We start from the raw sequence: 10,925 nt of genomic DNA, 5'->3' as shown, positions 1-10,925 counted from the left end.
CCCCCACCCGGCCTCCCATCCAGGATACACTCTGTGGGAGGCCGGGTGGGGGAGCGGGCCGGCACCGCGCTCGATCCGGTACGCCGGATCGAAAACTAGCGCATCAGCACCAGTTCCTCGGCCATGGTCGGGTGGAGCGCCACCGTCTGGTCGAACGTCGCCTTGCTCAGCCCCGCCTTGATCGCGATCGCCGCGACCTGAAGGATCTCCGGCGCATCCGGCCCGATCATATGGATGCCGAGGATACGGTCGGTCTCGGGCTGGCAGATCATCTTGTAGAGCGCACGCTCGTTGCGGCCGGCAAGCACATTCTTCATCGGGCGGAAGTCCGACGTATAGACCTTCACCGATCCATATTTGATTTTCGCCTGGCTCTCGGTCATCCCGACACCCGCGATCGGCGGGTGGCTGAACACGGCGGAGGGGATGCAGCTATAATCGACGCGCGTCGGCTTGCCGCCGAACTGCGTGTCGGCAAAGGCCTGCCCCTCGCGGATCGCGACGGGGGTAAGCTGGATGCGATCGGTCACGTCGCCAACCGCGAAGATCGACTCGCAGCTCGACCGGTTGTCCGCATCGACCTTGATCGCGCCGCGCTCGCCCAGCTCCACGCCTGCGTTTTCAAGGCCCAGCCCCATCGTCTTGGGCGTCCGTCCGATCGCGAACAGCAGCCGATCGACTTCGATCGGCGCGTGATTGGTCATCGTGACGCGCAGCGAGCCGTCCGCCTGCTTCTCGATGGCCTCGAACTCGGCGTTGAAGCGGAAATCGATGCCCTTGGTCATCGAGATCTGGAGCAACCGGTCCCGGATCTGCTCGTCATAGCCGCGCAATATGCCGTCGCTGCGGTTCATCACCGTCACGTGGCAGGAAAATTCGTGAAAGATCCCCGCGAACTCGTTTGCGATATAGCCGCCGCCCGCGATCAGGACGCGCTTCGGCATCGTCTCGAGATGGAAGACCTCGTTGGACGTGATGCCATGTTCGGCACCGGGCACGTCGGGGAGGGTCGGCCATGCGCCCGTCGCGATCAGGATATATCTGGCGGTAACGATGCGTCCGCTCGCCAACTTCACCTCATGGGGGCCGGCGACCGTCGCACGCTCGCGGAAAATCTCGACCGCATGATTGTCGAGCGTCGTGGTGTAGGCGCCGCTGATCCGGTCGACCTCGGCCAGTACATTGTCGCGCAGCGTCGGCCAGTCGAAGGTGCAATGCTCCACCTTCCAGCCGAAATGGCGCGCGTCCATCAGATCCTCGGCGAAATGCGCGCCATAGACGAGCAGCTTCTTGGGCACGCAGCCGCGGATCACGCAGGTGCCGCCGACCTTATGGTCCTCGGCGATCGCCACCTTCGCGCCATGCGCAGCGGAGACGCGCGCGGCGCGCACGCCGCCCGAACCCGCACCGATGACGAACAGATCATAATCATAGGCGGCCATCGCCATCTCCAAACCGGTTTCGCCGCGATCTAGGGTGTCGCGCTCGCTTCCGCAAAGCCACTTGTCTCGATCAGACTGATCGAGCCTATCTCAGCCAAATGCCTTTTCGATCAGCCCTCTTGTCGAGGGATCGAAGCGCGCCGGATCCTCGCTGCCGATCGACTTCGCGATCTCCTTGCCCAGCTCTACGCCGAACTGGTCGAACGGATTGATGTCGAGCAGCACGGCGTTCACGAAGGTGCGGTGCTCGTAAAAGGCGATGAGGGCGCCGAGCGTCGCGGGATCTATGCGATCGAGCAGGATCGTGGAGGACGGGCGATCGCCATCATAGTTGCGCGCCATGTCGTCGCTCGGCCGTCCGGTCATCAGCGCCGCGCCCTGCCCGAAGCAATTGTTGAGCAAAGTGCGGTGATGATCGTCGTCCAGCCCGTGCTCGGCCTCGATCGCGGCGACGAACTCGACGGGAACGAGATGCGTGCCCTGATGCAGAAGCTGGAACACCGCGTGCTGCGCATCGGTCCCCACGCCGCCCCAGGTGATCGGCGCACTCGGACGATCGAGGCGCTTGTTGTCGATCGTCGCCGACTTGCCGTTCGATTCCATCTCGAGCTGCTGGAGATAGGACGGCAGCAACCTCAGCCGCTCGTCATAGGCGAAGACCGCGCGCGTCTCGCAACCGCGCACCTGCGCATAATATTGGTCGACGAAGGCGGCGATCATCGGCGCGTTGCGCGCGGGCTCGGCCAGCCGGAAATGGCGGTCCATCGCCGCCGCGCCCTCGAGCAGGCTTTCGAACGCATCCCAGCCGAGCGCCAGCGCAGCCGGGAAGCCGATCGACGACCAGAGCGAGTAACGGCCGCCGACGCTCTCGGCAAAGGGCAGCACGCGCGTCTCGTCAACGCCCCACTCGACCGCCTTGTCGGGCGCTGCGGTGAGCGCAACGACGCGGCCATAGGGGTCTTCGGCTCCGCCCTCGGCCATCCACTGCAGCGCGCTCGTTGCGTTGAGCATCGTCTCGGTGGTGGTGAAGGTCTTGGACGCGACGGCTAGCAGGGTCGCCGAAGGATCGAAGCGCTTGAACACTTCCTCCAGCGCGGCACCGTCGACGTTGGAGACGACCGCGACATCGTAGCGCCCGGCATCGCGCCCCAGCGCGTCGACGAGCAGATCGGGGCCAAGCGCCGATCCGCCGATACCGACATGAAGGATGTGGCGGATCGGGCCGAACGCCTCGGCCTCGATCGCGTCGATCAGCGAGCGCATCCGCGCGTGGAAATGACGCGCACGCGCCACGCTCTCGGGCGCGCCTTCGCCGCGCTCGGCGGGATGCTCGGCGGCGCGGTCCTCGCTCGGGTTGACGATCCCGCCGGCGAACAGCAGGTCGCGCTTCGCCGCCAGCCCGCAGGTCGCAGCAAGCTCGGCAAAGTCGGCGATCAGAGCGGCGTCGAGATGCGTCTTCGACCAGTCGAAGAAGATCGGTCCTTCGCTCAGCGTCAGACGCGACAGCCGATCCGCCTCGCTTTCGAACAGTTTTTCGATTCGTCCTGGCTTGTGCCCGGCAATCCGGGCCCTGATCGTCGCGCTGTCGGCCATCGCACGCACTCCAAATATGGTCGCGCGCCCGCCCTAGCCATGCGGGCGGGCGAACTCAATCAGCGCCTGCGGCTTCAGGCCGGATCAGTGACGATGCTCGCGGCGCAGGCTGTAACGGCCGTCGCGATAATCGTCGAACAACCCTGCGATGGCGGGGTGATAGACAGGCTCGCCATCATCCTCGCGCACCAGATTCTGCTGGCTGACATAGGCGACATAGCTGCTGTCGCCATTCTCGGCGAGCAGATGGTAGAAAGGCTGATCCTTGGCCGGGCGGACATCCTCAGGAATCGAATCGTACCATTCGTCGCTGTTCGCGAAAACCGGATCGATATCGAAGACGACACCACGGAAATCGAAGATCCGGTGGCGCACCACGTCGCCGATCGCGAAGCGTGCATGAGCGATCGGGGGAGCCTGGAGCGCGGCGGCCGCCGGAGAAGTGGGGATTCCCGAATATTTCATGCAATCAATCTAGGGAGAGATGCCCCACGTGCAAGCAGTAGCTTGTAACCGTCCACAGCTTTCGCTAACAGCGCGCCTTCGATCGACCCGGCGCGGCGCCCTGCCGCGTTTATGATCCTCGCGGAGAGGTGGCTGAGAGGTCGAAAGCACCGCACTCGAAATGCGGCGTGCCCGCGAGGGTACCGTGGGTTCGAATCCCACCCTCTCCGCCAGCGGCCCCTCCACAGGGGTGCGCAAAAGTCCACCCGGATTGATATTTTTCCTTAAAATCTGACGCTTAGTGGGTCGGCTTGTCCGCAGTCGTGCGCACGCCTCCGATATTGGCGTGGTCCCGATTCGTGGTCCCGGCATTGGAAAAACGTGGTCCCGGAGACAACGATGTTGAACGATGCAAAGATCCGCGCCGCCAAGCCGCGCGATAAGGAATATAAGCTGACCGATAGCCACCGGCTTTACCTGCTGGTGAAACCGAACGGGTCGAAGCTCTGGAAGTGGAGCTACGCCTATGGCGACAAGCAGAAGACGATGGCTTTCGGAAACTATCCAATGGTCAGTCTCGTCGATGCCCGCGCCAAGCGCGACAGCGCCAGGGGTCTGCTCGCCGAAGGCCGTGACCCGATGGTCGTGAAGAAGCTCAAAGTGGCAGCGAACCTCGAAGCCGGCCGGAACACATTCGAACGTGTCGCTCGGGAATGGCACGCAGTGGTGAAGCCACAATGGGCGGCGATCCACGCATCCGATGTGCTCCGCAGCCTCGAGCGTGACATCTTTCCCGCGATCGGAGAAATTCCGATTGCAGACCTGACGCCTCCGATCATCTACGACGTGCTCACGGCGATCGAGGACCGCGGCTCGATCGAAACGGCAAAGCGCATTCGGCAGCGCGTTTCGGCCGTGTTTGTTTACGCCATTGCGAAAGGAATTGCCCAGACCGATCCAGCTGAGAAGCTGGGCGCAGCGCTCAAGCCCCTCCGGAAGGGGCGTCAGCCGGCGATCACCGATCTCTCTCGTCTGAGGAAGATGATCCATGATGCTGAGGAGGATTATGCTCGGCCAGTTACGCGACTTGCACTCCGTCTGCTCGCGCTGACCGCTGTTCGCCCCAACGAGCTGCGTGGTGCACGGTGGAGCGAATTCGAAGATCTCGATGGGGCAAAGCCCATGTGGCGGATCCCATCAGCGCGCATGAAGGGCGATCTCGATCGCAAGCAGGAGATTGATGGTGATCACCTCGTCCCTCTTGCGAGCGAGAGCGTCGCCGTCTTGCGCGCGCTGTGGCCGTTGACAGGCGATGGCGAACTGCTGTTCCCGGGCAACCGACATGCCCATCGGCCCATGAGCGAAAACGCAATCGGCTACCTGCTCAACCGTGCCGGATATCACGGCCACCATGTACCGCATGGTTTCCGAGCGGCATTCTCGACCATCATGAACGAATGGGCAGAGCGGCGCGGAAAGAAAGGTGATCGGCAAATCATTGATCTTATGCTGGCCCACGTCCCCAGAGAGAAGGTCGAAGGCGCCTATAATCGTGCGGCTTACATGCCCCGTCGGCGCGAGATCGCCAGGGCCTGGGCGACAATGCTAAGTGAAGGCCTGCCGGACCCAGCCGTGCTCACCGAGCGGCCAGCGAAAGAGACGGGGGAGCACTCGCGACGTCGTCTTCCCGCACCCGTTTCGGCTGATTTCCGCTTCCCGATAAGAGAGCCTGCGGCTTAGCGATGGCGCGATGCGGCCGGATCGACGGGTGTAGTGCTGCGGTTGTTAGATACACGCGTGCCCCAGGGACGCCGAACACCCGGTCATGATCATCAATGATGCAACGCCAACACTCCAGCATGCCCCTCATATTGGTCGAGGCGGCGAGTGCGCTTGGAGGGTAGTTATCAGCTAGAGAAACTCGGCCAAGCAAATTTGAAAGGCGGCCCCAACGCCCTGCTTCTGTGAGGTGGTCCCGGAAAGCTGGACCGGTTGCTATGCTAATCCCGACGTGAGGACGTCAAAACACCGTGTCGCCACCATCAGGTCGCGAAACTCGCGTTAGACAAACTGCTCGAACCGATCGGCCTCACAGTATCGGCTTGGCCACAAATAGGGCACGACCAGCGCTGGGAGTTCGCCCAGTGGTATGGACGGGACGCTAGCCAGGACAGGCAACAGCCGATCAACGGCTACCACAGCCCGGTAGCGAACCTGAAATCCCCATTGGCCCTCATCCACGTGCATTGCCCCAGACTTTCCTCGCCTGGGATCGGGCGCAGTGGTCCCGCAGCGTCAACGATCAGTTTATCTTCAATCAGGACCTGGTCGAATAATTGCGCGATTTCAATCGTGAGCAGCACGTCGACAATTTCAGGCATGAAGCAGTCAAGGGTCACGTCGATCTGGAGGCGCATGCCATTTGAACGCGTACCTTGGTTAATCGGGCCCACCGCCGTGCACTTCGCGGTCAGCCGCACGCAGGCAGCCTAGAATTTTGCGGGGCGCATAATCGCGTTTGACCGAGAGGAAAAGTGTTTGCGACGCGGCGACGCATCTCGGATGACGTATTGATAAGTAAGCTGGCGAAGTATCGAACCTAACCATCCGCATTCCGTCGATAGCGCACCGGCACAATGCGGATGCGGTCGATCGCGCTGGCGCTCGCCCGCAAGCGCGCGATCGCGGCAGCCCGCAGCTCCTCAACCAGATCATCATCATAATCGATCTTCTCGGGCTGGAGTTCCAGCTGGGTTTCGACGACAAGCACGATCCGGCGCTCGCGGCCGTCAATCTCCCATTCGTGCCAGCTTCGCACGATATGGTGCGAGGTTACTTCATCCCAGTCCATCGCTCTGCTCCTTCGATAAGGTCGCGCACAAAAAGGCGGCGGCGCATGCGCCTAGAGATCGGCAAAACCGCGATCGGGATTTTCGCTGAGCAACCGATCGGCCTCTTTCGTCTGCTGCCGCCGCAGCGCGATGACCTTGGCATTCGCGCGCACCTTGATCCTGCGCGCTTCCCGATCCTCGGCAAGGATGCCCTCCTGCCGCCATGCATTGGCCGCCTTTTCGGCGATGACGCGGACATTCTCGAACTCGGTGCACGCCGCCCGATCGCGCTGATAGGCTTCCTGGACCCGACACATTTCAGATGAAGGCAACATGACAATTCCTTTCGAAGCCGCAGCCGGGACGTGATGATCAGTCTTTCACGATCCTGGGCGGGTCTGTCTTTTGCGATGGGTTGGCGGCGCTCAGTTTCGGAGGCGCCGGCTTTTTGGGTTTCCGGACTTCCTTGTTTCCCCTGCGTTGACCCTTGGCCACGATAATCTCCTTCCGATCATAGGATTGGCGTTGCAGCTGGATCTAGCGATCGATCTGACGAGCGAATGCGCGCGCCAGCGCCAGATGGATTATGCGATCGCTGAAATTCAGCGCCGCCCGGGCCTTGGTCCGCTCCTCCCGCTCGCGGCGGCGCAGAAATTCCAGGCTCCTGGGATCGAGTGCATGTGAGGACATGCGCGGGCCTATTTCTGCAGCGCCGAAACAAAATGGGGATGCCGCGTCTGAGGACGATCGATGATCTCCTTTGGATAGCGGCGGCGCATGATCTCGGCGCCCCTGCTTGTCAGGCAGACCAGGCGTGTTCCGCCCTTGGGCAGGCCTTCGATCGCGCTGATGCCGACCTCGTGAAGCTTGCATCGCTGCCGAAGCTCGGCCTCGGTCAGCGAGAAATTAATGGCACGGCTCATCTGATTTACCTTTGTGAGGGGATAGGCGGCGCATATGAATTCAACGCGGCCGGCGGCCCGGACATGCCGTAAGGCTGAAGCCTCGGACCATTCGCGCCGGACACCGGCGCACCGCGCCTTTCCCTGCGAATTGGCGCCAGAACCGAATGATTTAGGGGTCGCCGGGCGGCGAGAGACATAAAGAGGTTTCCTGCGGGCAAGCGGGAGGAAATCTCTTCTCTCAGGCGTCGCAAGCTTGCGGGCAAAAAGCGACGATGTCATTCTGATACACGATAACGCCGCCGCTGGCGAACGAATTGAGCCCAGCGAGATAGAGCTATCGCCACCTTCACGCCACCTGCTACCCTCGACCATCGGATCACCTGTTTCCGCATGATCTGACAGAGAGACAGTAGGGCTCCCGCGCAACGAGGAGCCCGCCCGTGAAAGCCGATCTGCTTATGCTCCAGGCGATTTTCGTCGCCTCAGGCATCCTCGCCATGTGGCTGTTACGACGGGCGGCATTGCTGCTGCGGCCAATGCGGCGGAAAGCCGAACATAGCGCTGAAACCAGCGATGCGGGAGGTGGCGGCGCGCCGAGCGATCCCGCAGCGCATTAGGCTATTTGGGCCTGCCGTGCTATGATTACGCATCGTCGGCAAATGACCTCAAGCGCCGGCGGCTGAGAGACCATTGTGCTCCCGCTTGTAGTGGGAAAACAAAATGATGGATCTCAATCACTATTATGCGGCTCATCAGATGGCGCTCATGCATGCGACCAGCGCGTCGACGCGCAGGATCAGCGACGAGCACAGAGGCAATGCACGGCGTATAGCCAAAATGATCGCGGACGACAGGGTGGTGCGCCGCCTCCGCGGCGGATCGACCACCACCGATCCCTTTCTTCTTCCGCGAAAATTGCCTTACGCGTGCTAGCGCGCGCCTATGCGACGCTCGTCTCCGGATGCGAGTTCGTATCGCAGCACCCTATCAGGAATGACGTTTCCTGCCCCTGGGCGCGCCGCGTTCAGAATCGCCTGGTGGCCAACCATATCCGCGAGCTAGACAGGTTCCTGTGCGTCCTGCTGGAAGAAGCCGCTGTCCTGCTCGCCGAGGCCGATCACGACGCATCGCGCTTCGCGCGGCTCAAAAGGACATCGGACAAGCTCGACCGCGTCGAGAATATGACCGGATCGCCCAGCCAGAGCACGGCACGGCTGGTCGCAATTCGACGGATATCTATACGCCTGCGTCGGCCCGAAGAGTCCAGTTCCCCCGCCTACGCGCATGATATCTCGCTTGTTTGTGGGGCCTCGTTGCCCATGTCGCTTGCCCTGCCATCGATCGCGGGCTTCTATCGCAGCCTCGCAGACCGTCTCGCGCTGGAAATTCTGACCAGCGAAGGAATGCCCCGATTTCCGTGTGTCTCTCCGCCGGCGAAAAGACGCACTCAGCCGCAAATCGAGGCACGAAGCGGGAGCTCGCCGGAAATTTAAAATCCGCGCATCATCAGCATTCCGCTGTCGATCCCGGCGCCGCCGTGCTATGCTACCCGCATGTCGCCCGAAGATCCCTGGCGGGGCGACAGTTGACAGCAAATCGATGAGCTGCCGCCTGTTGGAGGGAGCTTAGTCATGTCCGTTTTTCATATACGTCGCGCGAAGGAAGAAGCCTTGAAGGCTTTCGACGCGAAATGCCTGCAATCACGGCATGCGCATGAACGGCTCGCGCGCGAATATCACAGGCTGGCGTTCGAGATCGGCGTCGCTCCCATCGTCTTGATGGAATAGCGGCTTGCCGGCCATGGGAAACATGCCCGCCAGCTTCTACCGCCGTTGGTCGGCAGAGGCAGCCACGATAGCGCTGACGACATCCGAACCCAAGATGCATGATCGCTGCGTTCATTCCGCCAACATGTGGAACCTCATCGCCGACGCCATTGATGATGGCGATGGCGACCGACTTTCGTCGCTGACGATGAACCTGACCTATTTTGGGGATGGTCGCATGTTTGCGATATAAGGCAGGCGCGATCCAAACCTGCCTTAGTCGAGCCGCGCAGCCTTTTCAGCAGCCTGCCTCGAACGCCCCACCTCGCTCGACAAGAGCCGCTCCGCCATCGATCGCCAGGCCGCTTCGGAGCGCAGACACCGTTCGCGCACATTCTCCAGCGTAGCCTGTTCCGCCTCCCGCGCGCTCTCAGCGGCCCGGGCAAGATAGAAGTTGCTGGTCACGGACATTATCGGGGCCTGCGCTTAAAAGGGAACGGTGCCCGAAGGGGATGATCTGCCAGGGCGGCAGCGGCCGCCAGCCACCGCCGCTTTCAGCGGCGGCGACGCGGCGGCGCGCCCCCCATGGACGGCGTACGTTCGCGGTAAATGATCCTCCCCTTCCCCAGATCATAGGGAGTCATCTCCACCTGAACGCGGTCGCCGACGATCGCGCGGATGCGATAGCGCCTCATCTTTCCGGCAGTATAGGCGATAATCAGCAGGTCGTTTTCGAGACGGACGCGAAAGCGCCCGTCGCGCAATATCTCTTCGATCTCGCCGCCGAGGACCGAAAGATCCTCTTTAGCCAACGGCTCAGACCGACTGGAGATTTACAGCCGACAGCTTGCCGCGCTGATCGGTTTCAACATCATAGCTGACCTTCTGGTCCTTGTTGAGCGTCTGCATGCCCGACCGCTCGATGGCGCTGATATGCACGAAGCTATCATTCCCGCCATCGTCGGGCGAAATGAAGCCGTAGCCTTTATCTGTGTTGAAAAATTTGACGGTGCCGATGGGCATAAAATTTCCTCTCACGAGAATATAGGGCTCGATCACGAATGATGTGATCAAGGCTGATAGCGCGAGAAAGGAAAAATCGGCACAAATGCCTCAAAATCCGTCGCAAGCGACGTTAGCATTCCATTTGTATACTATGGATATGGATTGGTCAAATTATTACGGGATAATGTTTGCGAACCCTGTTTTAATTGGCCCAAGAATTGATTCGGTCAGAGCCCTATTTCCGCTCTCGTCCGAAACGCCGCATCCCATTGCGCTTGATCCATTTCCCGATCTAAGCTCGCGTGAACGCCATGGCCCCGCGCTGCCCCGCAAGCCGGATGATGTCACGCCTCGCGCCAGACCGCCGCGTATATGGACGAAATGGATTCCGGCGATCCTGGCGCTTGTCGTCATCGTCGCTGCCTCCCAGTCCATCGGTCTGCCGCCCATCCCCATGTTGATAGCCTTTGTGGCGCTGATGATCCTCGGCACGACCCCATTCCTGCCGCGCGAAGGGTCACCCGCGCGCCGCCGGCTGCCGTTGCTGACGATATTGCCCCTGCCTTGGATCACCTCGCTTCTTGTCGGTCCGCTGGCGGAATATTTCACCAATGGCCGCGAGATTCTCATCGCGGACAAGCTGATCGCGCTGCACTATGGCCTGCTCGGCGCATCTGCCGCGCTGCCGTTTCTCATCATGCCCGTGATGCATGATGCGCGTCGTTTTACCCTGATCCTCGGCATACTGAATCTCGTGCTGACATTTCTGGCCACATCGGTCGGGATCATCACATTGATCCCTGGATCATAGCTTTCGATAAGCGCCGCTTAACCGTCGCGTTGTCGCGCTGTTTAACAGCGTGTGACGTGACCCCCGCTTTTTCCTCCAGTTGGAGCTAGAGTCCGACCCGACAAAGGGACGGACAGATGAAGCGGAAG

18 protein-coding genes and 1 tRNA gene are annotated in these 10,925 nt (G+C 61.3%); 9 read left to right on the top strand and 10 right to left on the bottom strand.

Annotation, left to right across the window (positions count from 1 at the left end):
• Positions 1-95: 95 nt before the first annotated feature.
• The 3 genes from gorA to hspQ form a co-directional block, all read right to left on the bottom strand.
• Complete coding sequence (gene gorA / locus AC3WT0_RS19595; RefSeq protein ID WP_492755094.1) at positions 96-1,442, bottom strand: glutathione-disulfide reductase; 1,347 nt, start codon at positions 1,440-1,442, stop codon at positions 96-98.
• Positions 1,443-1,532: 90 nt separating this feature from the next.
• Positions 1,533-3,035: a glucose-6-phosphate isomerase gene (gene pgi, locus AC3WT0_RS19590; RefSeq protein WP_492755093.1), complete on the bottom strand. Its 1,503-nt coding sequence runs from the start codon at positions 3,033-3,035 to the stop codon at positions 1,533-1,535.
• Positions 3,036-3,119: 84 nt separating this feature from the next.
• The gene (gene hspQ, locus AC3WT0_RS19585; protein ID WP_492755092.1) at positions 3,120-3,500 is read right to left on the bottom strand and encodes a heat shock protein HspQ; all 381 of its coding nucleotides are present in this window, start codon (positions 3,498-3,500) and stop codon (positions 3,120-3,122) included.
• Between the two features lie 122 nt (positions 3,501-3,622).
• On the opposite strand from hspQ, the gene AC3WT0_RS19580 reads away from it, so the two are divergent.
• Positions 3,623-3,712 (top strand) — tRNA-Ser (locus AC3WT0_RS19580).
• 166 nt (positions 3,713-3,878) lie between these two features.
• On the top strand, positions 3,879-5,219 hold the full coding sequence (locus AC3WT0_RS19575; RefSeq protein ID WP_492755091.1) for a tyrosine-type recombinase/integrase: 1,341 nt from the start codon (positions 3,879-3,881) through the stop codon (positions 5,217-5,219).
• A gap of 452 nt (positions 5,220-5,671) precedes the next feature.
• Here AC3WT0_RS19575 and AC3WT0_RS19570 read toward each other — a convergent pair whose 3' ends face one another.
• From AC3WT0_RS19570 to AC3WT0_RS19560, 3 genes are all read right to left on the bottom strand, one after another.
• Positions 5,672-5,959: a hypothetical protein gene (locus tag AC3WT0_RS19570; RefSeq protein WP_492755090.1), complete on the bottom strand. Its 288-nt coding sequence runs from the start codon at positions 5,957-5,959 to the stop codon at positions 5,672-5,674.
• 119 nt (positions 5,960-6,078) lie between these two features.
• Entirely contained in the window at positions 6,079-6,330 is a 252-nt protein-coding gene (locus tag AC3WT0_RS19565) for a hypothetical protein (RefSeq protein ID WP_492755089.1), read from the bottom strand.
• A gap of 51 nt (positions 6,331-6,381) precedes the next feature.
• Positions 6,382-6,645: a hypothetical protein gene (locus AC3WT0_RS19560; RefSeq protein WP_492755088.1), complete on the bottom strand. Its 264-nt coding sequence runs from the start codon at positions 6,643-6,645 to the stop codon at positions 6,382-6,384.
• Between the two features lie 190 nt (positions 6,646-6,835).
• Here AC3WT0_RS19560 and AC3WT0_RS19555 point away from each other — a divergent pair, with 190 nt between their 5' ends.
• Positions 6,836-6,994 (top strand): hypothetical protein, encoded by a 159-nt coding sequence (locus AC3WT0_RS19555; RefSeq protein ID WP_492755087.1) that lies wholly within the window; start codon positions 6,836-6,838, stop codon positions 6,992-6,994.
• Positions 6,995-7,008: 14 nt separating this feature from the next.
• Here the strand turns inward: AC3WT0_RS19555 and AC3WT0_RS19550 are convergent, their stop codons facing one another.
• Complete coding sequence (locus tag AC3WT0_RS19550; RefSeq protein ID WP_492755086.1) at positions 7,009-7,233, bottom strand: hypothetical protein; 225 nt, start codon at positions 7,231-7,233, stop codon at positions 7,009-7,011.
• Between the two features lie 422 nt (positions 7,234-7,655).
• Between AC3WT0_RS19550 and AC3WT0_RS19545 the strand changes: the two genes are divergently transcribed.
• The 5 genes from AC3WT0_RS19545 to AC3WT0_RS19525 all read left to right on the top strand — a co-directional run bounded on the left by AC3WT0_RS19545 (position 7,656) and on the right by AC3WT0_RS19525 (position 9,234).
• Positions 7,656-7,832 carry a hypothetical protein gene (locus tag AC3WT0_RS19545; protein WP_492755085.1) on the top strand — a complete coding sequence of 59 codons (177 nt, stop codon included), beginning with the start codon at positions 7,656-7,658 and terminating at the stop codon, positions 7,830-7,832.
• A 103-nt stretch (positions 7,833-7,935) separates the two neighbouring features.
• The gene (locus AC3WT0_RS19540; RefSeq protein WP_492755084.1) at positions 7,936-8,148 is read left to right on the top strand and encodes a hypothetical protein; all 213 of its coding nucleotides are present in this window, start codon (positions 7,936-7,938) and stop codon (positions 8,146-8,148) included.
• Between the two features lie 104 nt (positions 8,149-8,252).
• Entirely contained in the window at positions 8,253-8,708 is a 456-nt protein-coding gene (locus AC3WT0_RS19535; protein WP_492755083.1) for a hypothetical protein, read from the top strand.
• 138 nt (positions 8,709-8,846) lie between these two features.
• Positions 8,847-9,002 carry a hypothetical protein gene (locus AC3WT0_RS19530; RefSeq protein ID WP_492755082.1) on the top strand — a complete coding sequence of 52 codons (156 nt, stop codon included), beginning with the start codon at positions 8,847-8,849 and terminating at the stop codon, positions 9,000-9,002.
• A gap of 22 nt (positions 9,003-9,024) precedes the next feature.
• A complete protein-coding gene (locus tag AC3WT0_RS19525; protein WP_492755081.1) occupies positions 9,025-9,234 on the top strand; it encodes a hypothetical protein in 210 nt (69 codons plus the stop codon).
• Between the two features lie 23 nt (positions 9,235-9,257).
• Here AC3WT0_RS19525 and AC3WT0_RS19520 read toward each other — a convergent pair whose 3' ends face one another.
• The 3 genes from AC3WT0_RS19520 to AC3WT0_RS19510 all read right to left on the bottom strand — a co-directional run bounded on the left by AC3WT0_RS19520 (position 9,258) and on the right by AC3WT0_RS19510 (position 10,004).
• The gene (locus AC3WT0_RS19520) at positions 9,258-9,452 is read right to left on the bottom strand and encodes a hypothetical protein (protein ID WP_492755080.1); all 195 of its coding nucleotides are present in this window, start codon (positions 9,450-9,452) and stop codon (positions 9,258-9,260) included.
• Between the two features lie 83 nt (positions 9,453-9,535).
• Positions 9,536-9,793, bottom strand: coding sequence for a translation initiation factor IF-1 (gene infA / locus AC3WT0_RS19515; protein ID WP_492755079.1), 258 nt, complete (start codon positions 9,791-9,793; stop codon positions 9,536-9,538).
• A gap of 4 nt (positions 9,794-9,797) precedes the next feature.
• Entirely contained in the window at positions 9,798-10,004 is a 207-nt protein-coding gene (locus tag AC3WT0_RS19510) for a cold-shock protein (protein ID WP_492755078.1), read from the bottom strand.
• Between the two features lie 43 nt (positions 10,005-10,047).
• Here AC3WT0_RS19510 and AC3WT0_RS19505 point away from each other — a divergent pair, with 43 nt between their 5' ends.
• Positions 10,048-10,797 (top strand): hypothetical protein, encoded by a 750-nt coding sequence (locus AC3WT0_RS19505; RefSeq protein WP_492755077.1) that lies wholly within the window; start codon positions 10,048-10,050, stop codon positions 10,795-10,797.
• The last annotated feature ends 128 nt before the right edge of the window (positions 10,798-10,925 follow it).

Source organism: Sphingomonas sp. EU05-FHT14C10, assembly GCF_058790595.1.
This window is presented reverse-complemented; position numbering and strand designations above follow the sequence as displayed.

What these genes read in the sequence shown, in the direction of transcription:
- AC3WT0_RS19530 (WP_492755082.1), top strand. Translation starts at nt 8,847, where the DNA reads ATGTCCGTTTTTCATATACGTCGCGCGAAGGAAGAAGCCTTGAAGGCT.
- AC3WT0_RS19560 (WP_492755088.1), bottom strand. Translation starts at nt 6,645, where the DNA reads ATGTTGCCTTCATCTGAAATGTGTCGGGTCCAGGAAGCCTATCAGCGC.
- AC3WT0_RS19565 (WP_492755089.1), bottom strand. Translation starts at nt 6,330, where the DNA reads ATGGACTGGGATGAAGTAACCTCGCACCATATCGTGCGAAGCTGGCAC.
- gorA (WP_492755094.1), bottom strand. Translation starts at nt 1,442, where the DNA reads ATGGCCGCCTATGATTATGATCTGTTCGTCATCGGTGCGGGTTCGGGC.
- AC3WT0_RS19520 (WP_492755080.1), bottom strand. Translation starts at nt 9,452, where the DNA reads ATGTCCGTGACCAGCAACTTCTATCTTGCCCGGGCCGCTGAGAGCGCG.
- AC3WT0_RS19525 (WP_492755081.1), top strand. Translation starts at nt 9,025, where the DNA reads ATGCCCGCCAGCTTCTACCGCCGTTGGTCGGCAGAGGCAGCCACGATA.
- pgi (WP_492755093.1), bottom strand. Translation starts at nt 3,035, where the DNA reads ATGGCCGACAGCGCGACGATCAGGGCCCGGATTGCCGGGCACAAGCCA.
- AC3WT0_RS19550 (WP_492755086.1), bottom strand. Translation starts at nt 7,233, where the DNA reads ATGAGCCGTGCCATTAATTTCTCGCTGACCGAGGCCGAGCTTCGGCAG.
- AC3WT0_RS19540 (WP_492755084.1), top strand. Translation starts at nt 7,936, where the DNA reads ATGATGGATCTCAATCACTATTATGCGGCTCATCAGATGGCGCTCATG.
- hspQ (WP_492755092.1), bottom strand. Translation starts at nt 3,500, where the DNA reads ATGAAATATTCGGGAATCCCCACTTCTCCGGCGGCCGCCGCGCTCCAG.
- AC3WT0_RS19575 (WP_492755091.1), top strand. Translation starts at nt 3,879, where the DNA reads ATGTTGAACGATGCAAAGATCCGCGCCGCCAAGCCGCGCGATAAGGAA.
- AC3WT0_RS19510 (WP_492755078.1), bottom strand. Translation starts at nt 10,004, where the DNA reads ATGCCCATCGGCACCGTCAAATTTTTCAACACAGATAAAGGCTACGGC.